Origin of the sequence: Luteimonas gilva (genome assembly GCF_005239095.1) — a bacterium.
In the GTDB taxonomy this organism is placed as follows: domain Bacteria; phylum Pseudomonadota; class Gammaproteobacteria; order Xanthomonadales; family Xanthomonadaceae; genus Luteimonas_C; species Luteimonas_C gilva.
This window is the reverse complement of the sequence record NZ_SZUA01000001.1, coordinates 946,314-969,822: the sequence shown is the minus strand read 5'-3', so window position 1 is coordinate 969,822 and position 23,509 is coordinate 946,314. Positions and strand designations below refer to the sequence as shown.

The 23,509-nt window shown below is 65.4% G+C and carries 20 protein-coding genes; 7 read left to right on the top strand and 13 right to left on the bottom strand.

The window, feature by feature from the left end; genetic code table 11:
* Positions 1-47: 47 nt before the first annotated feature.
* From rbfA to pnp, 4 genes are all read left to right on the top strand, one after another.
* The gene (gene rbfA, locus FCE95_RS04485) at positions 48-413 is read left to right on the top strand and encodes a 30S ribosome-binding factor RbfA (RefSeq protein ID WP_137265765.1); all 366 of its coding nucleotides are present in this window, start codon (positions 48-50) and stop codon (positions 411-413) included.
* Positions 414-573: 160 nt separating this feature from the next.
* Complete coding sequence (gene truB, locus FCE95_RS04480; RefSeq protein ID WP_137265764.1) at positions 574-1,557, top strand: tRNA pseudouridine(55) synthase TruB; 984 nt, start codon at positions 574-576, stop codon at positions 1,555-1,557.
* A gap of 150 nt (positions 1,558-1,707) precedes the next feature.
* Positions 1,708-1,968 (top strand): 30S ribosomal protein S15, encoded by a 261-nt coding sequence (rpsO, locus tag FCE95_RS04475; RefSeq protein ID WP_137265763.1) that lies wholly within the window; start codon positions 1,708-1,710, stop codon positions 1,966-1,968.
* A 170-nt stretch (positions 1,969-2,138) separates the two neighbouring features.
* Complete coding sequence (pnp, locus tag FCE95_RS04470) at positions 2,139-4,247, top strand: polyribonucleotide nucleotidyltransferase (RefSeq protein WP_137265762.1); 2,109 nt, start codon at positions 2,139-2,141, stop codon at positions 4,245-4,247.
* 66 nt (positions 4,248-4,313) lie between these two features.
* Here the strand turns inward: pnp and FCE95_RS04465 are convergent, their stop codons facing one another.
* The 12 genes from FCE95_RS04465 to FCE95_RS04410 all read right to left on the bottom strand — a co-directional run bounded on the left by FCE95_RS04465 (position 4,314) and on the right by FCE95_RS04410 (position 15,851).
* Positions 4,314-5,021 carry a HEAT repeat domain-containing protein gene (locus FCE95_RS04465; RefSeq protein ID WP_137265761.1) on the bottom strand — a complete coding sequence of 236 codons (708 nt, stop codon included), beginning with the start codon at positions 5,019-5,021 and terminating at the stop codon, positions 4,314-4,316.
* 12 nt (positions 5,022-5,033) lie between these two features.
* A complete protein-coding gene (locus FCE95_RS04460; RefSeq protein WP_137265760.1) occupies positions 5,034-6,596 on the bottom strand; it encodes a zinc-dependent metalloprotease family protein in 1,563 nt (520 codons plus the stop codon).
* Between the two features lie 179 nt (positions 6,597-6,775).
* Complete coding sequence (locus FCE95_RS04455; RefSeq protein WP_137265759.1) at positions 6,776-8,047, bottom strand: RNA polymerase sigma factor; 1,272 nt, start codon at positions 8,045-8,047, stop codon at positions 6,776-6,778.
* Complete coding sequence (locus tag FCE95_RS04450) at positions 8,044-8,442, bottom strand: YciI family protein (protein WP_137265758.1); 399 nt, start codon at positions 8,440-8,442, stop codon at positions 8,044-8,046. The genes FCE95_RS04455 and FCE95_RS04450 overlap by 4 nt, the downstream gene beginning before the upstream one ends.
* A 123-nt stretch (positions 8,443-8,565) precedes the next feature.
* On the bottom strand, positions 8,566-9,078 hold the full coding sequence (locus FCE95_RS04445; protein ID WP_137265757.1) for an iron chaperone: 513 nt from the start codon (positions 9,076-9,078) through the stop codon (positions 8,566-8,568).
* 73 nt (positions 9,079-9,151) lie between these two features.
* Positions 9,152-9,379 (bottom strand): hypothetical protein, encoded by a 228-nt coding sequence (locus FCE95_RS04440; protein ID WP_137265756.1) that lies wholly within the window; start codon positions 9,377-9,379, stop codon positions 9,152-9,154.
* Positions 9,380-9,478: 99 nt separating this feature from the next.
* The gene (locus tag FCE95_RS04435) at positions 9,479-9,889 is read right to left on the bottom strand and encodes a VOC family protein (protein WP_137265755.1); all 411 of its coding nucleotides are present in this window, start codon (positions 9,887-9,889) and stop codon (positions 9,479-9,481) included.
* 26 nt (positions 9,890-9,915) lie between these two features.
* A complete protein-coding gene (locus FCE95_RS04430) occupies positions 9,916-10,365 on the bottom strand; it encodes a helix-turn-helix transcriptional regulator (protein WP_137265754.1) in 450 nt (149 codons plus the stop codon).
* Between the two features lie 171 nt (positions 10,366-10,536).
* Complete coding sequence (locus FCE95_RS04425; RefSeq protein WP_137265753.1) at positions 10,537-11,694, bottom strand: isovaleryl-CoA dehydrogenase; 1,158 nt, start codon at positions 11,692-11,694, stop codon at positions 10,537-10,539.
* Between the two features lie 79 nt (positions 11,695-11,773).
* On the bottom strand, positions 11,774-12,874 hold the full coding sequence (locus FCE95_RS04420; protein ID WP_137265752.1) for a Glu/Leu/Phe/Val dehydrogenase dimerization domain-containing protein: 1,101 nt from the start codon (positions 12,872-12,874) through the stop codon (positions 11,774-11,776).
* A gap of 216 nt (positions 12,875-13,090) precedes the next feature.
* On the bottom strand, positions 13,091-14,275 hold the full coding sequence (locus FCE95_RS04415) for a tetratricopeptide repeat protein (RefSeq protein WP_137265751.1): 1,185 nt from the start codon (positions 14,273-14,275) through the stop codon (positions 13,091-13,093).
* Positions 14,276-14,294: 19 nt separating this feature from the next.
* Complete coding sequence (locus tag FCE95_RS04410; RefSeq protein WP_137265750.1) at positions 14,295-15,851, bottom strand: phospholipase D family protein; 1,557 nt, start codon at positions 15,849-15,851, stop codon at positions 14,295-14,297.
* Positions 15,852-16,075: 224 nt separating this feature from the next.
* On the opposite strand from FCE95_RS04410, the gene FCE95_RS04405 reads away from it, so the two are divergent.
* On the top strand, positions 16,076-18,148 hold the full coding sequence (locus tag FCE95_RS04405) for a C1 family peptidase (protein ID WP_137265749.1): 2,073 nt from the start codon (positions 16,076-16,078) through the stop codon (positions 18,146-18,148).
* A gap of 132 nt (positions 18,149-18,280) precedes the next feature.
* Here the strand turns inward: FCE95_RS04405 and FCE95_RS04400 are convergent, their stop codons facing one another.
* Positions 18,281-18,601 (bottom strand): YXWGXW repeat-containing protein, encoded by a 321-nt coding sequence (locus tag FCE95_RS04400; protein ID WP_137265748.1) that lies wholly within the window; start codon positions 18,599-18,601, stop codon positions 18,281-18,283.
* 287 nt (positions 18,602-18,888) lie between these two features.
* Between FCE95_RS04400 and FCE95_RS04395 the strand changes: the two genes are divergently transcribed.
* Together FCE95_RS04395 and FCE95_RS04390 are read left to right on the top strand one after the other, a co-directional pair.
* Positions 18,889-22,554, top strand: coding sequence for a methylmalonyl-CoA mutase family protein (locus tag FCE95_RS04395; RefSeq protein ID WP_137265747.1), 3,666 nt, complete (start codon positions 18,889-18,891; stop codon positions 22,552-22,554).
* Between the two features lie 284 nt (positions 22,555-22,838).
* Complete coding sequence (locus tag FCE95_RS04390) at positions 22,839-23,507, top strand: hypothetical protein (RefSeq protein WP_223266774.1); 669 nt, start codon at positions 22,839-22,841, stop codon at positions 23,505-23,507.
* Positions 23,508-23,509: the final 2 nt, after the last annotated feature.

Here is a 23,509-nt window from a genome sequence, read left to right as displayed (position 1 = left end):
TCGTCATCTCTAGTTTCTGATTCCTATTCACTAGTTTCTAAGGCGCCATGCCCCAGAAGAAGTCCTTCCACCGCACCGACCGCGTCTCCGCCCAGCTCCGCCGCGAGTTGGGCACGCTGGTGCGCACGGCCGTGGACGAGTACGGCCTGCCGTCGGTCAGCGTGTCGGACGTGGAAGTGACCCGCGACATGGCCCATGCCAAGGTGTTCGTGGTCGCGCTCCAGGCCGACCGCGCGATGGAGGCGGTGAAGGGGCTGAAGGAACACGCGAAGGAATTGCGTTACGAGCTGGCCCACATCATGAAGCTGCGCCACGTGCCGGAACTGCATTTCCACTACGACGATTCGGTGGACCGCGGCGAGCGGATCGACAACCTGCTGCGCGATCTGCCGCCGCCTTCCGAATCGGAATAAATCCGCACTCCTGCTGTTCCTCCCCCTTTGAAAAGAGGGATCGAGGGGATTTGCTTTTGCAGCGATGCGTAGGGTGGGCTTCAACCCGCCTTCCGGTCGACAGGTAAATCTTCCCATCGCCCATGACGGCGGGTTGAAACCCGCCCTACAATCCCGCCCAATGACCCACAAGCCGCGCACGCCTGCCGTGAAGGTCAAGTTCCGCAAGCTCGACGGCATCCTGCTGCTCGACAAGCCGAGCGGCCTCAGCTCCAACCAGGCGCTGCAACGCGTGCGGCATCTGTTCCGGGCCGAGAAGGGCGGCCACACCGGCAGCCTCGACCCGCTGGCCACCGGGCTGCTGCCGGTTTGCTTCGGCGAAGCGACCAAGATCGCCGGCGGCCTGCTCGGTTCGCGCAAGGCCTACGACACGGTCGCGCGATTGGGCACGACCACCGATACCGACGACGCCGAAGGCCAGCCGTTGCGCGAGCGGCCGGTGCCCGCGCTGGACATCGCCACCATCGACGCCGCGCTGCGCTCGCTCACCGGCCGCATCCGCCAGCGGCCGCCGATCTACTCCGCGCTCAAGCGCGGCGGCGAGCCGCTGTACGCCAAGGCGCGCCGCGGCGAGGACGTGGAGGTCGAGGAGCGCGAAGTCGACGTCCACGCCTTCGAACTGCAGTCCGCCGCCGATCTGCTCGACGCCGGCGCGCCGCTGCTGCGCCTGCACGTGGAATGCGGATCGGGCACCTACGTGCGCAGTCTGGTGCGCGACTTGGGCGAAGCCTTGGGTTGCGGCGCGCACGTGGCCGAATTGCGGCGTCTATGGGTGGACCCGTTCCGCGAGCCGCGGATGTGGACCCTGGAAGCCTTGCAGGCCTTGGCTGCGCGCGGCGAAAGCAGCCTGGAAGCCTGCCTACTGCCGATCGAGGCCGGGATGACGGCTTGGCCCGAAATCCGGGTCGATGCCGCCCAGGCGCGCCGCTTGGCCCAGGGGCAAAGTTTGTCCGGCGACTTCCGTCCGGCCGGCGAGGTGGCCGTTTACGGCGAGCAAGGCCGGGTCCTGGGCCTGGGCCACGTCGATCCGGAGGGCAGGCTGCGCCCGCAGCGCCTTTTCGCCTGGGCCGCGCAATCCGGCCCGCAACCGGATCCGCCGCAGTAAAGCCTTGTTTCCAAAGGGCCCGGCGGCTACAATTTCGCGGCCGTTTTTCGGCTCATCCATTACCTTAGTTCACGGCGAACCAGGCGGTGCGCCCCTCCGGCATTCCCGGCGGCGCGTTCCTGCAGGTTTCGCATCTACCCAGAGGCAAGCATGTCCATCGACACCAGCAAGATCATCGAAGACAACAAGCGCGGCGCCGCCGACACCGGTTCCCCCGAAGTCCAGGTCGCCCTGCTCACCGCACGCATCGAACAGCTCACCGGCCACTTCAAGACCCACAAGCAGGACCACCACAGCCGTCGCGGCCTGCTCAAGATGGTCAACCGCCGCCGCAGCCTGCTCGACTATCTGCACAAGAAAGACGCCGAGCGCTACAAAGCCCTGATCCAGAAGCTAGGCCTGCGTCGCTAAACAACACCGACCGCGGCGCAGCGATGCGCCGCGGTCTCTTTTTTGGACAGTCCGGGCAGGATGGCCGGGTTCTTGCGGAGGGATCCGCAAATGCGAAGGTCGCGCGATGCGGCCGCCCGGCGGGGCAAGGGTCCCGTCCGGTCCAGATGAAGATTTCCAAGGAAAACAACGTGGCAAAAATCACCAAGACGTTCCAGTACGGCAAGCACCAGGTCACGCTGGAAACCGGCGAAGTCGCCCGCCAGGCCGGCGGCGCGGTCCTCGTCAAGATCGACGGCACCGTAGTGCTGGTCAGCGCGGTCGCCGCCAAGTCGGCGCGCGAAGGCCAGGACTTCTTCCCGCTCACCGTCGACTATCAGGAAAAGTTCTACGCCGGCGGCCGCATCCCGGGCGGCTTCTTCAAGCGCGAAGGCCGTCCGACCGAGAAGGAAACCCTGATCAGCCGTCTGATCGACCGTCCGATCCGCCCGCTGTTCCCCGAGGACTACAAGAACGAAGTCCAGATCATCGCCACCCTGATGTCGTTGAATCCGGAAGTGGAAGGCGACCTTCCGGCGCTGATCGGCGCCTCCGCCGCGCTGGCGCTGTGCGGCACGCCGTTCCAGGGCCCGATCGGCGCGGCCAAGGTCGGCTACAAGAACGGCGAGTACATCCTGAATCCGTCGGTCACCGAACTTAAGGATTCCGAACTCGAACTCGTCGTCGCCGGCACCTCGAACGCCGTGCTGATGGTCGAATCCGAAGCCAAGGAATTGTCGGAAGACGTGATGCTGGGCGCGGTGATGTTCGGCCATCGCGAAATGCAGAAGGTCATCAACGCGATCAACGACCTGACCGTCGAAGCCAACGCCGCCGCTTCGTCCTGGCAGGCTCCGGAGAAGAACGCCGGCATGATCGGCGCGCTGAAGGAAGCCGTCGGCGACCGTCTGGGCCAGGCCTTCCAGGTCCGCGACAAGCTGCAGCGCCGCGACGCGATCGCCGCGATCAAGAAGGACGTGATGCAATCGCTGGCCGGCCGCGCCGAAGCCGAAGGCTGGGCCGCGGGCGACATGAGCAAGGAATTCGGCGAACTCGAATACCAGACCATGCGCGGTTCGGTGCTGTCGACCAAGATCCGCATCGACGGCCGCAAGCTGGACGACATCCGCGCCATCAACTGCCAGGTCGGCGTGCTGCCGCGCGTGCACGGCTCGGCGCTGTTCACCCGCGGCGAAACCCAGGCGCTGGTCGTGACCACGCTGGGCACCGCGCGCGACGGCCAGATCATCGACGACGTCGCCGGCGAGTGGAAGGAACACTTCCTGTTCCACTACAACTTCCCGCCGTACTCGGTGGGCGAGACCGGCCGCTTCGGCGCGCCCAAGCGCCGCGAGATCGGCCACGGCCGCCTGGCCAAGCGCGGCGTGCTGGCGATGATGCCGTCGATGGAAGCCTTCCCGTACACCGTGCGCGTGGTGTCCGAAATCACCGAGTCGAACGGTTCCTCGTCGATGGCTTCGGTCTGCGGCTCCTCGCTGGCGCTGATGGATGCGGGCGTGCCGGTGAAGTCGCCGGTCGCGGGCATCGCGATGGGCCTGGTGAAGGAAGGCAACGACTACGTCGTGCTGAGCGACATCCTGGGCGACGAAGACCACCTCGGCGACATGGACTTCAAGGTCGCCGGCAGCGAGAACGGCGTCACTGCGCTGCAGATGGACATCAAGATCCAGGGCATCACCGAAGAGATCATGAAGGTCGCGCTGGCCCAGGCCAAGCAGGGCCGCCTGCACATCCTCGGCGAGATGGCCAAGGCGCTGACCGCGCCGCGCGGCGAGCTGAGCGAGTACGCGCCGCGCCTGCTCACCATCAAGATCCATCCGGACAAGATCCGCGAAGTGATCGGCAAGGGCGGCTCGACCATCCAGGCCATCACCAAGGAAACCGGCACCCAGATCGACATCCAGGACGACGGCACCATCGTCATCGCCTCGGTCAACGCCGCCGCCGCGCAAGCCGCGAAGGCGCGCATCGAGCAGATCACGTCCGACGTCGAGCCGGGCCGCATCTACGAAGGCAAGGTCGTCAAGCTGATGGACTTCGGCGCTTTCGTGACCATCCTGCCGGGCAAGGACGGTCTGGTGCACGTTTCGCAGATCTCCAACGAGCGCGTCGAGAAGGTCAGCGACAAGCTGAAGGAAGGCGACGTGGTCAAGGTGAAGGTGCTGGAAGTCGACAAGCAGGGCCGCATCCGCCTGTCGATGAAGGCCGTGGAAGAAGGCGAAGGCGTCACCGCCGAATAAGCCGCGGTTTCATCGCAGCGAACGCGAAAAAGCGGGCTTCGGCCCGCTTTTTCGTTGCCGAGCGGCTCAAACGTCCGCTGCGGGCATGGTTTTCTTCTTGCGCGTCCGCGCGGCGGGCGTCCGCTTCTTCGGACTCGCGACGCGAACGCCCGGCGGGCGCAACCGCTGCAGCGCACGAACCGCGACTTCGGAGACCGCCACCGATTTATCGGCGCCCAGCTTGAGCAAATGCGGCAGCGCCGCGTCGCGATCGATCCGGTCCAACGCGATCGCCACCTGCCGGCGCAGCATCGCATCGGAGGCGTTGACCGCGGCGGCCAGCGATTCGATCGCCGCGGGCTCGCCGATGCGGCCCAGGGCGTTGGCGGCGTAGGTGCGGGTGATCGCGCGCTCGTCGCCGTCGGTCAGCAGCGCGCCGAGCGGCGCGATGCCGCGATTGATCGCCAGTTGCCCCACCGTGGCGATGACCCGGTGCAGCAGAGCTTCTTGCGCATGCACCACCGGATCGTCCAGCAGGTCCACCAGCATCGCCCGCGCTTCTTGGCCGAGCGATTCCCAAGCATCGCTGGGCGCGGCTTCTTTGCGCATCAGCAATTGTTCGACGCGAAGGCGCAGATCGGCCTTGCCCTCGCCCAAGCGGAAAGCGGTGCGCGGCAGGCGGTCCTGCGCGCTGCGCGGTTCGGGCTCGTTGTAGCGGGTCGGGCCCGATTCGCGGTCGGGCAGCGAAGGCAGTTTCACCGGGAGCTTGCGGCCCTTGATCGTCCTTTTCTTCATGGCGGATCCTCCTTAAGGCGTCATCGACCGGACCAGGCCGTGCTGCCGCATCTTGTTGATCTGGCCCCCGGTGATTGCGGTGCTGTCGCGCAGCGAGCTGGAGAAGATGAAATTCTCCGAGATCGTCGGCGAGGCGGGATCGGTGTCCGCCAAACCGTCGTTCTCGTCGGCGTGCTCCAGGCCCAGGTGGTGGCCGGCTTCGTGGGCGAAGGTTTGCCCCAGGTTGACCGTGTCCGAATCGCGGCGGATCACCATGCCGCTGCGGTCGCCTTGTTTGTCGACGGGCGCATTCACATAGGACGCGCCGAACGCGCCGTCCCAGCGGCCTTCGACGAAGAATACGTCGATGTACCAATTGTCCACGCTGTACTTGGCGCTGATTTCGTTCTGCTCGGCGTCGCTGTCGATGAACCGGTAGCGGTCGCGGTCGGCGTCCATCTCGCGCGTGCCTTCGATCCGGTACAGCTCGACGCCGTACACGGTCATGTCGCGCGAGCGGAAGATGCCCGACGCGACTTCCGCTGCGGCGCGGCGGTATTCGTTGCGCTCGGCGGCGGTGAAATCGCCGACCCGGATGATGTTGTAGCCGATCGTCCGCATCGTCCGCCAAACCATCGACCGGGCGGGGTTGTGGCCCGAGCCGTTCATCGAATAGCGGAACGTCAAGTCGCCCTTGGCGCTGAATTCGTCGAAGACGCCGCCGCTGCCGTGGAAGGTGTAGAGGTTGCCGTACACGGTGGACATCGCCGGAATGACGATGTCGCCGGACAGGTCGAAGGAAAAATCGGCCACTGTGCCGATCCCGGCGTCGGTCACGTGCACGTCGACCCGGCGTCCGAGATTCACGGCGCGCGGTTCCCCGTTGACCCAGCGCACGTCGGCGTAGCAATACCAGCGGTTCTCGCCGAAATTGTATTTGGGCGCGCCGGCGCTGCCGGATTGGGTGGAGAACTGCGGAGCGACGAACATCTGCACCGGGTTGCGGGTGAAGACGCCGAACATCGCACTGAGGCGCGAAACGCGGCCCGCGTCGTCGCGCAGCGTCGCCAGCACGTACAGCTCGCCGGATTCGCCCGAAGCGAAGCCGGGCAGTGCGATGCCGCCCGCGGCGATGTGCTCTTTCGCCAACCGCACGTGGAACGCGGAAGTGCGGCCGGAGGGATAGCGTATCTGCACCGACAGGATGACCGGCTTGGACATCGATGCGCCAAGCCAGTCGAAGCGCAGCGCGAAGGCTTCGTCCACGTACAAATGTTCGCCTTCGATGCCGATCGCGGTCATCAACGGCCGGATCGGCGTGGCGCCGTAGCTGCACGCCTCCAGAAAGCGCAGGCGTTTGCGGTCTATCGCGCCGGCATGGAACAGGTCCGCGGGCGTGGCGATGCGCGTGCCTTTTCGCAAGCGGGAGACCTGCGCGGCCAAAGATTTTCCGACCAGAGGATGGGCCGCCAGGGACGGCAGCCGCGTCTTGTTGAGGTCCACCGGCGGGGAGATCTGCGGACCGAAAGTCGCCCGGATCCGTTGGCGTTCGTCGTTCGAATGCATGCGGCCAGCGCCGCCCGTTGTCTTGGCCATTTCGCACCTCCTAGTGCGCAGTCCTTTGAGCCGACACCGGATACCAACGCACGAACTGCGCGCGACCAGCCACCTTTCGTCGGTTCGCGCCGCAAGCCCCGATAGGCGCACGCAACTGCGCCCAAGGCGCCGCTTGCGAATCGTTTGCGCCGGCTCGGCGCGAGCGTCGCGAAACGGTTCTATGCCGGTCGATCGATGGAAGTTTCGAGCCGGCTGGCCTGTGCGCCGAGGTAATCGCGTTCGGGGACGCTGGTCGTGCGCATCGCGGCGGCGCGATAGCGCGCGATCGCCGCCGCTTTGTCGCCCGCCATTTCCAGCAAGTGCGCGCGAACGGCGTCGAGACGGTGGTTGTTCGCCATCCGTTTGTCCTTGTCGAGCGCCTCGAGCAAGTCCAGCCCGGCGCGCGGCCCGCGCACCATCGCCGCGGCGACGGCGTGGTTCAAAGCCACCATCGGATTGTCCGACATGCGCTTGAGCAATTCGTACAGCGCCAGGATTCGCGGCCAGTCGGTGTCTTCGGCGCGATCCGCTTCGTCGTGCACGGCCGCGATGGCGGCTTGCAATTGGTAAGGACCCACGGCGCCCCTGGGCAGGACGATGCCGAGCAATGCCGTGCCTTCGGCGATCGCGAGCCTGTCCCATAACGAGCGGTCCTGGCGATCGAGCGGAATCGGTTCGCCGCCGGGTCCGGTGCGCGCCGCGCGCCGGGCATCGGTCAGCAACATCAGCGCGAGCAGGCCGGCGGCTTCGGTGTTTTCCGGCAGCAGCTGGTGGAGGATGCGTGCCAGGCGGATCGCTTCGTCGGCCAGGTCGCCGCGCTGCAGCTCCGTGCCCACGCTGCTGGCGTAGCCTTCGTTGAAGATCAGGTACAGCACGTGCAGCACCGACGGCAGGCGCTCGGCTTGTTCGGCGGGATCGGGCGTATGGAAGCGCCCGCCGGCCTCTTGCACGCTCTGCTTGGCGCGGCTGATCCGTTGCGCCATGGTCGCTTCCGGCACCAGGAAGGCGTTGGCGATTTCGGCGGTGGTCAAGCCGCCGACGGCGCGCAACGTCAGCGCGATCGCCGACGCCGGCGTCAACGCGGAATGGCAGCACAAGAACAACAGCCGCAAGGCGTCGTCGCCCGCGTTCTCCAGCGTTTCGTCCGCGGCCGGCGCGAGCAGCTCTTCGGGCGGGGTTTGTTCGAACGACTCGGTTTCGCGCCGCCGCCGCGCGATCTCGCTGCGCAGATGGTCGGTCATCCGTCGCGCGGCGACTTGGATCAGCCAGCCGCGCGGATTGTCCGGGACGCCTTGCGCCGGCCATTGCGTGGCGGCCGCCAGCAACGCTTCCTGCACGGCGTCTTCCGAAGCGGAGAAATCGCCGAAGCGGCGGATCACCGCGCCGAGCGCCTGCGGCGCGAGGTCGCGCAACAGGCGCTCGGTGGCGATTCGCGGATCGGCCGGGCTCACTTCTTGGGCGAGCCGTGCATCAGCGGCCGCACTTCCACCGGCAAGTTCAGCGGCTTGCCGCCCGGGCCGGGGCCGGCGGACCAGCGTGCGGCGATTTCATGCGCTCGCTCGGGGCTGTCCACGTCCACGATCAGCCAGCCGGCCAGGAATTCCTTGGACTCGGCGAACGGGCCGTCGGTGACCGCCGGCGTGCCGTCGTGCCGGGCATGCACGAAGACCGCAGTTTCCGGGCCGGCCAGGCCCTGCACGTCCACGCGTTCGCCGGCTTCCTGCAGGTCCTGGTTCATCCGGGTCAGGTACGCCATGTGGTTTTGCCGGTCCTGCTCCGGCCAAAGCTCCATGCGGGAGGTTTTCCAGGCGCTGTTCGGGAAGTTCATCATCAGGATGTATTTCATGTCGGTCTCCGTTGGGCCATCCACGCCCGGATGGGCGCTTCGGGAGTAAGTCGGAGCACGCCATGGATTCTCTACATGCCCGCCGAAAGATTTTAGGCGAGGGCAGGCGAGGCCCGGCCCGCCTCAACCCGCCGCTTTCTTCACCAGCGCGGCGATCTTCGCTTCCGCGGCCGAGGTCAGTTCCTTCAGCGCGAAGGCGGTCGGCCACATCGCGCCGTCGTCGAGCTTGGCCACGTCGTTGAAGCCGAAGGTCGCGTACCTCGACTTGAACTTGGCCGCGCTCTGGAAGAAGCAGAGGACCTTGCCGTCTTTGCCGGTGGTGTAGGCGGGCATGCCGTACCAGGTCTTCGGCCATAAGGCCGGCGCGCTGGCCGAAACGATCTCGTGCAGCCGCTTGGCCATGGCGCGATCCGAGGCGGGCATCGCGGCGATCGCGGCGAGCAAGGTTTTTTCGCCCTCGGCCCGGCTTGCGTTCGCCTTCGCTTCGGCCTTCAGTTCCTGGGCGCGTTCTTTCATCGCCGCTTTTTCGTCCGAGGTGAATCCTTTGGATCCCTTGTCGGCCGCGGCGCTCTTGGCGGGCTTCTGCGCGGCTTTCTTCGCCGCGGGCTTGGCGGCTTTTTTGGCGGTCTTGGCCATGTGCGTTCCTATCGTTGGATCGGTGGGTTTCGAATTTCGTGCGTGCCGCGGCCGCGCGCACGAACGCTTTGCGTCAGATTTCGCCCGCTGCACGCGCTCCGCCGCGCCACTTAAGTACGTACGGCAGCGCGAACAGATACAAGCCGGTGATCAGCAGAAGGGCGAGCGGGAACAGTGGCACGTAGGAGATCCAAACCACGGGATTTTCCTGCGCCAAAGCGATGAACGTGACGATGACCGTCAAGGTGAAGGCGATGGCGACCCAACGGTGAAACTGCCTGATCCATTTGTTCCAGTTCATGGGACCTCCTATGAAGACAGGCTGCACAGGGCCCGGCGGTTCGCCGGGTGCGGACGTACGGACGTTTAGGCGCGGGACGGCGATCGCGAGCGGCTCGCCTCACTTCGCTTCGTTGATGCGGACGTGGTTGCCGGAGGGGTCGCGGAAGGCGCAGTCGCGAATCCCGTACGGCTGTTCGGTCGGCTCGTGGATGACTTCGGCGCCGCCGGCCTCCAGCTTCGCGAAGGTGGCGTCGAGATCGGCGGTGGCCAGGATGATCATGGCGTAGGTGCCCTTGGCCATCATCTCGGCGATGGTGCGGCGCTCGTCGTCGGTGATGCCGGGCGTGGCGGCCGGCGGGTGCAGCACGATGTTCGTGTCGGGCTGGCCGGCGGGGCCGACCGTGATCCAGCGCAGGCCCTTGTAGCCGACGTCCTTGCGCACCTCGAAGCCGAGGGCGTCGCGGTAGAAGGCCAACGTGGCCTCCGGATCGTTGTGCGGGAGAAAGCTGGAGTGGATGGTGAGGTTCATGGCGGTCGTCCTGTCGGGTGGAGACGTCATGCTAGGTCCGGCTCGGTGGCCGGCGCTTCTCGATTCCTGACCGGTTTGGTGACTTGCTTGGCCACGCAGGCGGGGATGCCCTCGGTGGCGCGCGTTTGCTCGGCCTTGTAGACGCTGGGCGGCATGCCCACCAGTTCGGCGAAGCGGGTGCTGAAGGTGCCCAGGGAGGAACACCCGACCGCGAAGCAGACTTCGGTGACGCTGAGTTCGCCGTGGCGCAGCAGCGCCATCGCGCGCTCGATGCGCCGCGTCATGAGGTAGCTGTACGGCGACTCGCCGAAGGCTTGCTTGAATTCGCGGCTGAGGTGCCCCGCCGACATGTGCGCGCCGCGGGCGAGCGCCTCGACGTCCAGCGGTTGCGCGTATTCGCGGTCGATCCGGTCGCGGACGCGACGCAGCCGCACCAGGTCGCGAAGATGCTGAGCAGCGGGAGGCGGGCTGGCCATCCGGACGATCCTGCCACGCTGCGCCGGGGCGCTCAAGCGCCATTTACCGCAGGAAAGGCTCTTTGTAGGAGCGGCTTCAGCCGCGAGCTTTTTCTCAGAAATCGCCGCAATGTCGCGATTTGAAGGAAAGAGCTCGCGGCTGAAGCCACTCCTACAAGAACCAAGCCGGGCTCAGGACTTGCCGTCGAACAGTTCGCGTCCGATCAGCATCCGCCGGATCTCGTTGGTGCCGGCGCCGATCGCGTACAGCTTGGCGTCGCGCAAGAGGCGGCCGGTGGGATATTCGTTGATGTAGCCGTTGCCGCCCAGCGTCTGGATCGCCTCCAGCGCCACCTGCACGCAGGCTTCCGACGCGTGCAGCAGGCAGCTGGCCGCGTCGATCCGCGATTTGCGGCCTTCGTCGTAGTCGCGCGCCACTTGGTAGGCGTAGGCGCGCGAGGACTGCAACGCTGTGTACATGTCGGCGATCTTGCCCTGCATCAGGCCGAAGGTGCCGATCGGCGAATCGAACTGTTTGCGTTCGCGCACGTAGGGCAGGGCGGCGTCCAGCGCCGCTTGCATCAAACCCAGCGGGCCGCCGGTGATGACCAAGCGCTCGGTGTTCAGGCCGTTCATCAGCACCTTCACGCCGAGGTTCGCTTCGCCCAGCACGTTCGCGGCCGGGATCTCGCAATCCTCGAACACCAATTCGGACGTGTTCGAGCCGCGCATGCCCAGCTTGTCCAGCTTCTGCGCGGCGCGGAAACCCTTCATGCCTTTTTCGACAATGAAGGCGGTCATGCACTTCGAGCCCGCGTCCTTGCCGGCGGTGCGCATATAGACCACGGCGACATCGGCTTCCGGACCGTTGGTGATCCACATCTTACTGCCGTTGGCGACCCACGCGTCGCCGCGCTTCTCGGCGCGGCACTGCATCGAGCCGACCACGTCCGAACCGGCGCCCGGTTCGCTCATCGCCAGCGCGCCCTTCCACTCGCCGCTGCACAGCTTGGGCAGATACTTATTGCGCTGCTCTTCGTTGCCGTTGGCGTACAGGTTGGACACGCACAGATTCGAATGCGCGACGTAAGACAAGCCGACCGAGCCGGAGGCGCGCGAGATTTCCTCCATCGCCACCATATGCGCCAGGAAGCCCATGCCGCTGCCGCCGTATTCGCCCGGCACGGTCATGCCCAGCAGGCCCATCTCGCCCAGCTTGGGCCACAGGTCGGCGGGGAAGACGTTGTCGTGGTCGATCTGCGCCGCGCGCGGCGCGATCTCGGCTTCGGCGAAGCGGCGGACCGCATCGCGCAGCGCATCGATTTCTTCGCCCAACGAAAAAGCTCGCATTTCTACTCCTGAAGCGTGAGGCGGCCTCCGATGCCGGCCGAACAGCATGACGGGGCCGAAGCCCCGTCATCGATCTTACTCAGTGTCCGCGGATGCGTCCCTGGAACCGTGGCGCCGCGCGGCCCAGCGGCAGCTTGAGCTTGCCGATCGCGCTGATCCGCTCTTCGGCCAGGCGGTCGGCGGCCTGGTAGGTCGGGATGCCGTCGCGCTCGGAGATCTCGTAGATCCGCGCCAGGTTGTGGTAGATGGTGCGCATCATGCGCATCGCTCGTTCGCGGTTGTAGCCGTCCAGTTCCAGCGCCACGTTCATCACGCCGCCCGCGTTGACCGCGTAGTCCGGCGCGTACACGATGCCGCGCTTTTCCACTTCGTCGCCGATCGCGTTGTTGGCCAGCTGGTTGTTGGCCGCGCCGCAGATGATCTTGGCCTTCAAGCGGGGCAGGGTCTGCTCGTTGACGGTGCCGCCCAGCGCGCACGGCGAATAGACGTCGCAGTTGACGTCGTAGATCTCGTCCAGGCCCACCGCTTCGGCGCCGTACTCGGACACGGCCTTGTCGACCAGGCCTTTGTTGATGTCGGTTACGAAGATCTTGGCGCCGCGTTCCTTCAGCAGCTTCACGTATTCCATGCCGACGTGGCCCAGGCCCTGCACGGCGTAGGAATACTTGCCGACTTCCTCGTCGCCGTACTTCTTGTTGAGCGTGGCCATCAGGCCCTGCAGCGTGCCGTAGGCGGTGAACGGCGAGGGATCGCCCGAACCGCCGTGCACCTGGTGCACGCCGGTGACGTATTCGGTTTCGCGGTACACGTATTCCATGTCGTTGACGTCGATGCCGACGTCTTCGGCGGTGATGTAGCGCCCGCCCAGCGATTCGACGAACTGGCCGAACGCGCGGAACAGCGCTTCGGACTTGTCGGCGGCCGGATCGCCGATGATCACCGCCTTGCCGCCGCCGATGTTCAGGCCCGCCACCGCGTTCTTGTAGGTCATGCCGCGCGACAGGCGCAGCACGTCGTTCAGCGCGTCCTGCTCGGTCTTGTACGGCCACATGCGCGTGCCGCCCAGCGCGGGGCCGAGCACCGTGTTGTGGATCGCGATGATGGCCTTCAGGCCCGCGTCCTTGTTGTGGCAGAAAACGACCTGCTCGTGGCCGAAGGTGTCGAGCGTTTCGAAAATCATCGTGAACTCCAAGCGCCGACGCCGGATCTGCGCATCGTGCGGGACGTTAAGGGTGTGGATTAAGATATTGAAATGCCTGCATTTCCCGGCGTTCGTAAACGGCCGCCGGGACCTGGCAGGCGCAATATTCTAAGTCAGTTCCCGGCGCAAAGCCGCATACGCGGCCGGATGGGGAAACCCTGGTTCAGAAGCCGCGTGGTTCAGAAACTGCCGGCTTCAGAAGCTGCGGAAGCGGCGGCGCCGGAAGCGCAGGGTGGCCAGCCATTTATGCGCGCCTGCGGTCGAAGGCCTCGCCGGCGCGTCGTCGACCGGCGCTATGCCGTCCACGATCACCGCGCGCCCGGCTGCCGCGGCGATCGGCCCGCTCGCATCGAACGCGATGCCGCCGCCGCCTTCGACCGTATTCAGGAACACGTGGATCGTGCGCAAGCGTTCGTCCGGATCGTCGGGCGCCGCCTCGCCCGCGCCGGGGAGATAAGGCTGCGCGGCGCCGAAGCGCGACAGCAGCAGCGGCTCGGCCTGGGCCAGCTCCATCCGCGCCGAGCGCGCCATGCGCACTTCGATCAAGCGCACCGCCAGATCCTCGCCGGCGATGTCGATGCTGCGTTCGTTCGCATCGCCGCCGCCGGCTTGTGCGGTCGCGATCAGGAACCGGCATTCGTCCGCCGACAACAAGCCGTCGATCTGCAACACCCGCGGCGTTTCGGACAGCGTCCGCGCCGATTGCGCGTGCAGGATGTCCTCCAAGGCGATCGTGCCAGGCGGCATCTCCTTGGTTTCGCGTTCCGCGGCCGGAATGGCGATATCGGGCAGGGCGGGCACGCCCAGTTCGCTCAAGCGCCGCTGGATGCGATGCGCCGCTTCGGCGTCGACGGGGCAACCTTCGCCGCGCATCGAACGCTCGGCCAGCAATTGCGCCGCGATCGCGTCGCCGTAGTTCGCCGCGCGTTCCAGCAAACGCACGCAGGCGCTTTGGTCGACTTCGTGGCGCTTGCGTCCGAAATGGATCGCGGCCGCGCGCAACGCCAGCGGAAAATCGCCCTGCACGGCCGCCAGCACGCGTTCGTTGATGCGGCCGTCGCGCGGCATCGCCACGCCGCCGAGCGAAACGAAGGCCAAGTGGTAGCTGGCCTCGGCGTCGCCGGTCGCTTCGGCGCGGCGCAGCCAATACACCGCGGTGCGCGGATCGGGCAGGCAGCCTTCGCCGCGCAACAGCATGCGCCCCAGCGCGGTCTGCGCCGGCGCATGGCCTTCGATCGCCGCGCGCTTGCGCATGGCGAAGGCTTGTTCGGTCTCGCCGCGCTGCGCCAGCGCCGATGCCAGCCGCAGCATCGCTTCCGGATCGCCGCCGTCGATCGCGATGCGCAGCGCGGCCAAGTCGCGGTCGGCGGTCGGGCTCATCGCCGTCCGCGCCCCGGGCTCACAATTGCGATTCGATCGGCAGCCAGCCGATCGCGCGGGTGACGGCGCGCTTCATCGCGCCGGTGTCGGGTTCGTGCTCGATCATCAACGGCGGCTTCTGCGCGCGGTCCAGCCAGCGCACGTCGCCGTCGCGGTCCAGATACACCCAATAGCTGAGCTCGGGCGAAGAAAGCCGCAGGTATTCGTTGCGCAGCGCCACGGCCAGGCCGCGATCCTCGAACAGCACGCCCATTTCGGTGTTCAAGTCGACCGAACGCGGATCCAGGTTGAACGATCCGATGAAGCCGCGCGCGTCGTCCACCACGAAGGCCTTGGTGTGCAGGCTGGCGCCGCTGCTGCCGAACAGGCTGGCCGCGCCCGGCCGCGCCTGCGAACGCATTTCGTACAGGCGCACGTCGCCGCGCAGCAGGTCGGGACGGTACCGGCTGTAGCCGCTGTGCACCGCGAACACGTCGTTGGCGGCCAGCGAGTTGGTGACCACGCCCACGGCCACGCCGTCGCGCGCCAATTTGCGCAGGTGCGCGGACACGCCGTCGCCGGGCACGAAGTAGGGCGAGATCACCAGCGCCTTGCGCTTCGCATCGCCCAGCTCGCCCTGGATGCGTTGCGCCAGCCAGCCTTCGCGATCGTCGTTCTTCCATTTCAAAGGCGGATCGGCCACGACGCGGATCCGGTCGCTCCAGAACGGCTCCAACTGTTGGGCCATGTATTTGCGCACGTTCGACGAACCTTCGACGCGGCTCAGGTAACGCTTGGCCTGGTCGCTTTCGGCTTCGATCTTCACTTGATCGATCAGGAACTTCAGCTCGCGCGGATATTTCTTGGACAACGCCGACAGCGGCACCGCCGCCTCGCTGTTCCAGTACTGGTCGAAGATGCCGCTGGCGTCCTTCACCGCCGGGCCGAACAGCAGCAGGTCCAGGTCGCGGAAATTGACGTCCTTGCCCGCGCCGAAATACTCCTCGCCGATGTTGCGCCCGCCCACCACTGCGACGCGGCCGTCGGCGATCCAGGCTTTGTTGTGCATACGGTGGTTGACGCTGAAGATGCGCTGCACCATTTCCAACACGCGCCACAGGCCGCGCCGGTTGCGGAACGGGTTGTAGACGCGGATCTCGACGTTCGGATGCTGGTCCAGCGCGAGCAGCTTGGAATCCAGCCCTTCCGCGTTCATGTCGTCGATCAGCATGCGCACGCGCACGCCGCGCTCGGCCGCCCGATAGGCCTCGCGGCCGAGCAGGCGGCCGGTGAGGTCGTCGTGCCAGATGTAGTACTGCAGATCCAGGCTGCGTCCGGCGCTGCGCGCCGACATCGCGCGCGCGGCGAAGGCGTCCACGCCGTCGGTCAGCATCAATGCGCCGGTTTGGCCGGGATGGCGGGCCAGCAGCGGCACCAGTTCGCGGTCCAGCGCCGTCTGCGCCGCTCGCACCGGCAAGGCCCGGCTGGGTTCGCCGGTGGCTTGCGGGGTCAGGTAATCGGCCAGGAAATAGCCGCTGACCAGCGACAACGCCGTGGCGAGAGCGCCCCAGGCCAGGATGCGTTGGACGCGCGTCATTCGTGATTCCCCAGAGCCGTCGTACGGGCCATTCGCCGCAGTATCGGCGGGGCGGCGCAAAGCGACAAGCGGAGCGGGAGGGCAGTCGCGGTTTGGGAGACGCGGCTTTCGTACGATTCCTCATCCGCAGATGCAGCCGCTTTTGTGGGAGGGGCTTCAGCCCCGACAGCGCCAGTCGGGGCTGAAGCCCCTCCCACAAAAGCGGCGCCCATGAAGGAAGGCAGATGGCTACCCGCAAGAAAACACCCCGCAAAACGGCCCCCGCATCGCGTCTGTTCGACGCGCGCCCCGACACCGCCGATTTCCGCGACCGCATGTTCGAACCGACCCTGGTCGACGTGCCGACCTCGGTGCCGCTGTCGCGCCACCTGCGCCTGGGCGTGCCGGTGCTGGACCAAGGCGACGACGGCGCTTGCACCGCCTTCGCCCTCGCGACCGTCGCGCACACCTTGCTGCGCACCCGCAGCTCCGGCCCGGTGCGCACCCAGGTCAGCACGCGCATGCTCTACGACATGGCGCGGCGCTACGACGAATGGCGCGGCGAAAGCTATTCCGGCTCCAGTTGCCGCGGCGCGATGAAGGGCTGGCACCGCCACGGCGTGTGTTCGGAAAAACGCTGGCCGTACACGCCGGGCATGCAGATGGAGCCCTACACCGAAGAACGCGCGCGCGAGGCCTTGAACTATCCGCTCGGCGCCTATCTGCGCGTCAACCACAAGGATCTGGTGGCGATGCACGCGGCCTTCGCCGAAGTCGGCGTGCTGTACGCGTCCTGCGGCGTGCACGACGGCTGGCTCGATCCGCCCAAAAACGGCCGGCTGGTTTGGAACGAACAGCGCGAAGCGGGCTACCACGCCTTCGCCATCGTCGGCTACGACGCCGATGGCTTCTGGTTCCAGAATTCCTGGGGCCGCGATTGGGGCCGCGGCGGCTTCGGCCATGTGAGCTACGACGAATGGCTGCAGCGCGGCACCGACGTTTGGGTCGCGCGCTTGGCGGTGCCGGTGCACCTGCGCCGCGCGCAGGCGGCGGCGGTGAGCAACTCGGCCTTGGCGCCTCAGTCCACCGGTTACGCGCAGGCCGATCTGCGCCCGCACCTCGTCAGCCTGGGCAACAACGGCCAACTGCGCGACAGCGGCCGCTTCGGCACCACGGTCGAGGACGTGCGCAACCTGATCCGCAAGGACATGCGCGACGCCATGCGCACTTGGAAAAAGAAGCGCGTGATGCTGTACGCGCACGGCGGCCTGGTGCCCGAGCAGGCGGCGACCCAGCGCGTAGCCGATTACCGCGAAGCCATGCTGAAGGAGGAAATCTACCCGCTGTGCTTCGTCTGGAAGACCGACTTGTGGAGCACGCTCGGCAACGTACTGCGCGACTGCGCCAAGCCGCGCAGCGAAGGCCTGATGGACAAAGCCAAGGAACTGCTGCTCGATCGCCTGGACGACACCATCGAGCCGCTGGCGCGCGCCGCAGGCGGCAAGGCGCTGTGGGACGAAATGAAGGAGAACGCCGTCCTCGCCACCACCGCCGTGGTGCGCACCGCGGACGGTCTGCAGGAAGCCGGCGGCGCGGCCTTGGTCGCGCGGCTCCTGCACGAATGGCAACAGCAGGATCCGTCGGTGGAGATCCACGTCGCCGCGCACAGCGGCGGCAGCGTGCTGATGGCGCCGCTGGTGCAGTTGTTGACTACTTCCGGGCAGATCGTCGGCGGCCCGGCGCACGGCATGTCCGGGTTGGGCGGCAAGATCGAAAGCGTCAATCTGTGGGCGCCGGCGATGACGATGGACTCTTTCTTGATGAGCTTCGTGCCGGCCATCGAGAACAAGCGCATCGAACGCGCCGCGGTGTTCACCCTCACCGACAAAGCCGAGAACGACGACCACTGCGCCGGCGTCTACCACAAGTCGCTGCTGTACCTGATCGCGCACGCTTTCGAAAAACAGGCCCGCAGCTGGATCGACCGGCGCCTGAGCCAAGGCACGCCGCTGGCCGGCATGGCCCGCTTCATCGAAGCGAAAACGCCGGCCGACCAGGCGTACGGCTACGAACGCGTGCACCAACTGCTGCACGAGGGCCGTTTGACCTGGATCCTCTCGCCCACGCCGGCGCCGCCGCCGGACAGCGCCAACGCCACCGCGCACGGCGGCTTCGACGACGACCGCGCCACGCTCGAAGCCACCATCGCCCGCATCCTGGGCCGGCGCAGCACCAGCGAGACGGGTTTCGACATGCACCGTTCGGAAGCCGGATTGGACGATCGGCGCAGCGTGCTTTGTCGAGCCTTGGATATCTAGGCGAGGCTGCTTTGTAGAGCGGGGCTTGCCCGCTGCCTGTGCTTTTGTGGGAGCAGCTTCAGCCGCGAGCTCTCGATTGTCGCTTTGAATGGGAAGAGCTCGCGGCTGAAGCCGCTCCCGCATACCGAACCTCTAACGACGCCGCACCCAATAACCGTCGTGGAACCGCCACTGATGGCGATAAGGTTCCCAACGCGCCGGCACGTACGCATAACCGCGCCGCGCCGGCGCGTAATAGCCGCCGACCCAGACATGGCGGCGGCCGTTCCAGCGCCAATAACCCGGCGCCCAGACGTAACCCGGACGCACCACCACGCGCTCGTAACGCGGAGGCGGTGGCGCGATGCCGACATTGATGCTGACGTAGCCGCGCGCCTGTGCGGCTTCGGAATGCAAGGCCGCCAGCGGCAAGGCCGCGATCGCGGCGGCGAGGAGGAGGGGACGCAGGTTCATACGGGACTCCAGGTGGAATGACGGATCGCCGTCGCTCCCGACAACGCTCCCATGCCGGCTCCGATGACGCGCGCCGAATTCCGGTTCAGCCCCTGTCGAGCTTCGCTCTCTGTGGGAGCGGCTTTAGCCGCGAGCTTTTTCTATCAAATCGCGGCGTCCGCAACGATTTGGGGGAAAGAGCTCGCGGCTAAAGCCGCTCCCACAAAAAAGCCGGGTCAGCGCCCTTCGCAGCCCCGAAAAGCCAAGGCGCTACAATACGGACACCCCAGTTTCCGTACAGACGGCCCATGAGCACTCCCGCCGCCAGCCTCCCCCAGACCGACGCCGACCGCAGCCCGCTGCGTTTCGTCACCGCCGCCAGCCTGTTCGACGGCCACGACGCGGCGATCAACATCATGCGCCGGCTGATCCAGTCGCAAGGCGCCGAGGTCATCCACCTGGGCCACAACCGCTCGGTCGAGGACGTGGTCCGCGCCGCGCTGCAGGAAGACGCCGACGCCATCGCCCTGTCCAGCTACCAGGGCGGCCACGTCGAATACTTCAAATACATGGTCGACATGCTGAAGGAACGCGGCGCTTCGCACATCCGCGTGTTCGGCGGCGGCGGCGGGACGATCACGCCCGAAGAGATCCGCGAACTGGAAGCCTACGGCGTCGAACGCATCTACCACCCCAACGACGGCATGAAGATGGGCTTGGTGGAAATGATCGAAGACGTGGTTGTGCGCGCCAAAAAAGCCCGTGAAGACGTAGGGCGGGCTTCAGCCCGCCGTAACCCGGACGATGCTAATTCGCCAGAGGCCGCAAAAGGTGGGCTGAAGCCCACCCTACAAGACGAAATCTCGATCGGTCGAGTCATGTCCGCCATCGAAGACGGCGACTACACCGAAGCCGAACTCTCCAAGCTGCGCAAGGAATGGCAACTGGCCGGCGGCAAGACGCCGGTGGTCGGCATCACCGGCACCGGCGGCGCCGGCAAGTCGTCGGTCACCGACGAACTGCTTAACCGCTTCCTGGCCAGCTTCCCGCAGATGAAGATCGCGGTGATCTCGGTCGACCCGACCCGCCGCCGCACCGGCGGCGCGCTGCTCGGCGACCGCATCCGCATGAACTCGCTGCGCAGCCATCGCGTCTACATGCGTTCGATGGCCACCCGCCGCCAGAACGTGGCCACCAACGCCGTGCTGAAGGATTGCATCGCGTTCCTGAAGGGCCTGGGCTACGACCTGGTGATCGTGGAAACCGCCGGCATCGGCCAATCCGATTCGGAAATCGTCGACCTGGTCGATTTCCCCATGTATGTGATGACCAGCGACTACGGCGCGGCCAGCCAGCTTGAGAAGATCGACATGATCGACTACGCCGAGCTGATCGTGCTGAACAAGTACGACAAGCGCGGCGCCGAAGACGCCTTGCGCGACATCCGTAAGCAGTGGAAGCGCAACCGCACCGCGTTCAAGACCAAGGACGAAGACGTCCCGGTCTATCCGACCATCGCCAGCCAGTTCAACGACCCCGGCGTCAGCTGGATGTTCGTCAACCTGGCGCGACTGCTGCGCGAGAAATTGCATCTGCCGGCGGAAACTTGGACGCCGAAGCTCGACACCTCGCTGAAAGAACCGCGCGCCACCGTGCTGATCCCCGGCGCCCGCGTCCGCTATCTGGCCGAAATCGCCGAACAGGGCAGGGCGATCAACGCCTCCATCGAGAAGCAGGCCGAAGCCGCGGATCGCGCGCAGGCGTTCTGGCAGGCGTTGCACGAACTCGGCGACGAGCAATTGCCTAAGCAACTCGATCTTTACGGCGCCGACGCACTCCAAACCTCTCCCGCGAGCGGGAGAGGTCGCGCCGAAAGCGCGGGTGAGGGCAGCCAGGTCGCGGCGCACCCTCACCCCAACCCTCTCCCGCAGGCGGGAGAGGGGGCTCAAGCGGTCGACCGCTCGCTGCTGACTTTGCGCCAACGCTACAACGACGCCGTCCAATCCCTCACCAGCGAAAACCTGAAGCTGCTGCGCGACTGGCCGCAACGCCTGAAGTCCATCACCGACGAATTCACCGAATACGAAGTCCGCGGCAAGGCGATCAAGGTCGAAAACTACCGCGAATCGCTCAGCCACCAGAAAGTGCCGAAGATCGCCGCGCCCACCTACAAGAGCTGGGGCGAGCTGCTGACCTTCCTGGGCAAGGAAAACCTGCCGGGCAGCTATCCCTACACCGGCGGCGTGTATCCCTACCGCCGCACCGGCGAAGATCCCATCCGCATGTTCGCCGGCGAAGGCACGCCCGAGCGCACCAACCGCCGCTTCCATTACCTCAGCGTCGGCCAGCCCGCCGCGCGCCTGTCCACCGCTTTTGACAGCGTTACGCTGTACGGCGAAGACCCGGCGCCGCGCCCGGACATCTACGGCAAGATCGGCAACTCCGGCGTCAACATCCCCACGCTGGACGACATGAAGAAGCTGTACTCCGGCTTCGACCTGTGCGCGCCGACCACGTCCGTTTCGATGACCATCAACGGCCCGGCGCCGATGATCCTGGCGATGTTCATGAACACCGCCATCGACCAGCAAGTCGAAAAGTATTTGAAGGAAGATCCGCAGCGCTGGGCGGAAGCGGAGAAGAAGCTGGCGAAATTGTTCGAAGGCCGCGCGCGTCCGCAGTACCACGGCGAGTTGCCGCCCACCAACAACGGCTTGGGTTTGGGTTTGCTGGGCGTGTCCGGCGACCAGATGGTCGACGCCGACACCTACGCCAGGATCAAGGCCGAAACCCTGGCCACCGTGCGCGGCACGGTGCAGGCCGACATCCTGAAGGAAGACCAGGCGCAGAACACCTGCATCTTCAGCACCGAATTCGCGCTGCGGATGATGGGCGACATCCAGCAGTACTTCGTCGACCAGAAGGTGCGCAACTTCTATTCGGTGTCGATCTCCGGCTACCACATCGCCGAAGCGGGCGCGAACCCGATCAGCCAGCTCGCTTTCACCCTGAGTAACGGCTTCACCATCGTCGAGTACTACCTGGCGCGCGGCATGAAGATCGACGACTTCGCGCCCAACCTGTCGTTCTTCTTCAGCAACGGCATGGATCCGGAATACACGGTCATCGGCCGCGTCGCGCGACGCATCTGGGCCCGCGCCATGCGCGAGCGCTACGGCGCGAACGAGCGCTCGCAGATGATGAAGTACCACATCCAGACCAGCGGCCGCAGCCTGCACGCGCAGGAAATCCAGTTCAACGACATCCGCACCACGCTGCAGGCGCTGTACGCGCTGTTCGACAATTGCAACAGCCTGCACACCAACGCCTACGACGAGGCGATCACCACGCCCACCGAAGAATCGGTGCGCCGCGCGGTGGCGATCCAGATGATCATCAACAAGGAACTGGGCCTCAACTTCAACGAGAACCCGTGGCAGGGCAGCTTCGCGGTGGAATACCTCACCGACGTGGTGGAAGAGGCGGTGTACAAGGAATTCGAAGCGATCAGCGAACGCGGCGGCGTGCTCGGTGCGATGGACACCATGTACCAGCGCGGCAAGATCCAGGAAGAGAGCCTGTACTACGAGCACAAGAAGCACGACGGCAGCCTGCCGCTGGTGGGCGTGAATACCTTCCTGCCCAAGGAACACGGCGGCGAGATCGCTACCGAGATCGAACTGATCCGCTCGACCGAGGAAGAGAAAGGCCAGCAGATCGCCAACGTCGCCAACTGGCAGCAATCCCGCAACGCCCTGGCCCCGTCCGGCGAGACCTCACACGGTCATCTGGCCGGCTCGGACGAGGAGCAGAATTTCGTCCACGACGGCCACGGCCTGGCCTACCTGCAGAACACCGCCCGCGACCGCAAGAACGTGTTCGCGGCGTTGATGGAGGCGGTTAAGACGCATTCGTTGGGGCAGATTAGTCATGCCCTTTATGACGTGGGTGGGGAGTATCGGCGGAATATGTAACCTGCTATGTCCAAAGCCATCATCCGCTTGCGGAAGATGGGATCGGGTGAGGGCAAGACCTCGGGACTCTGCTTTTAAGAATTTTCTCAAGCCGCCTACAGGGCGGCTTGTTTGCATCCGTTCGCCTTTCGTCCTACCTTCCGGCCGGAATCTCAGAGAATTACACTGCATTCGACGGATATCGAAGGCAATTGCGGCATTGGTCGGGGGGCTGGAGCGCAATGAGTACAACTGGGGTTATAAGCGATATTGCATGGGGATGTGATCACTGCGAATTGCCTGCCTTGGCAGTCGACAATATTCGTGCCTGCAGGGTTTCCGTATCCGATGTAGGTAAGCTCGCGCATGAACTTACCCAGATTGTGGTTGACACCTCCTGGATGGCGCACCTAGACAAGGGGGCGCGACGCGCGTACGAAAAGACCGTAGCGGAGACAGCGGCGCTATTAATCGATATTTTCAAAGCTGCATCCTTGATACCGCCGAGTGACATCCAAGAAGAGTTTGGCGAACTAATGGTATCGATGGGGGCTGCTAGGGCGCTAAATCAGGTATTTAGTCACTATGAAGTTCCGTTGGCGGAATTGTGGAAACCACAAGCTAAGCAGAATGAGGGTTTCGACTTTCATACAGTTTGCCCTGCTGAACGAGTCCATTTCGGCGAAGCAAAATATTCATCGCAGAAGAGTCCTCACGGTGCGGCAATCAGTCAGATTTCCAGTTTCCTAGAAGCAGAAAAGCATTTCAGAGATCGCACGCACCTTGAAAAGCTAGTTCCATTAAAGGCGATACAAAACCTTGATAACGAAGATTTCGGGGTTGTGGCTGCATTTTCTATCAATGCTGCCAATCCGGATATTGTTATCAAGAACGCTATAACGAAAGCCAAAGCTTTGGCCGGCACCCACAAAATAAGCCAGATTTATTTGGTCGGTGTCGTCTATGACGCTTAGAG

Bases quoted from the DNA above. Each gene is read 5' to 3' on its own strand.
- rbfA (WP_137265765.1), top strand. From the start codon at position 48: ATGCCCCAGAAGAAGTCCTTCCACCGCACCGACCGCGTCTCCGCCCAG.
- truB (WP_137265764.1), top strand. From the start codon at position 574: ATGACCCACAAGCCGCGCACGCCTGCCGTGAAGGTCAAGTTCCGCAAG.
- rpsO (WP_137265763.1), top strand. From the start codon at position 1,708: ATGTCCATCGACACCAGCAAGATCATCGAAGACAACAAGCGCGGCGCC.
- FCE95_RS04465 (WP_137265761.1), bottom strand. From the start codon at position 5,021: ATGAAGAAAAGGACGATCAAGGGCCGCAAGCTCCCGGTGAAACTGCCT.
- FCE95_RS04460 (WP_137265760.1), bottom strand. From the start codon at position 6,596: ATGGCCAAGACAACGGGCGGCGCTGGCCGCATGCATTCGAACGACGAA.
- FCE95_RS04450 (WP_137265758.1), bottom strand. From the start codon at position 8,442: ATGAAATACATCCTGATGATGAACTTCCCGAACAGCGCCTGGAAAACC.
- FCE95_RS04445 (WP_137265757.1), bottom strand. From the start codon at position 9,078: ATGGCCAAGACCGCCAAAAAAGCCGCCAAGCCCGCGGCGAAGAAAGCC.
- FCE95_RS04440 (WP_137265756.1), bottom strand. From the start codon at position 9,379: ATGAACTGGAACAAATGGATCAGGCAGTTTCACCGTTGGGTCGCCATC.
- FCE95_RS04435 (WP_137265755.1), bottom strand. From the start codon at position 9,889: ATGAACCTCACCATCCACTCCAGCTTTCTCCCGCACAACGATCCGGAG.
- FCE95_RS04430 (WP_137265754.1), bottom strand. From the start codon at position 10,365: ATGGCCAGCCCGCCTCCCGCTGCTCAGCATCTTCGCGACCTGGTGCGG.
- FCE95_RS04425 (WP_137265753.1), bottom strand. From the start codon at position 11,694: ATGCGAGCTTTTTCGTTGGGCGAAGAAATCGATGCGCTGCGCGATGCG.
- FCE95_RS04420 (WP_137265752.1), bottom strand. From the start codon at position 12,874: ATGATTTTCGAAACGCTCGACACCTTCGGCCACGAGCAGGTCGTTTTC.
- FCE95_RS04415 (WP_137265751.1), bottom strand. From the start codon at position 14,275: ATGAGCCCGACCGCCGACCGCGACTTGGCCGCGCTGCGCATCGCGATC.
- FCE95_RS04410 (WP_137265750.1), bottom strand. From the start codon at position 15,851: ATGACGCGCGTCCAACGCATCCTGGCCTGGGGCGCTCTCGCCACGGCG.
- FCE95_RS04405 (WP_137265749.1), top strand. From the start codon at position 16,076: ATGGCTACCCGCAAGAAAACACCCCGCAAAACGGCCCCCGCATCGCGT.
- FCE95_RS04400 (WP_137265748.1), bottom strand. From the start codon at position 18,601: ATGAACCTGCGTCCCCTCCTCCTCGCCGCCGCGATCGCGGCCTTGCCG.
- FCE95_RS04395 (WP_137265747.1), top strand. From the start codon at position 18,889: ATGAGCACTCCCGCCGCCAGCCTCCCCCAGACCGACGCCGACCGCAGC.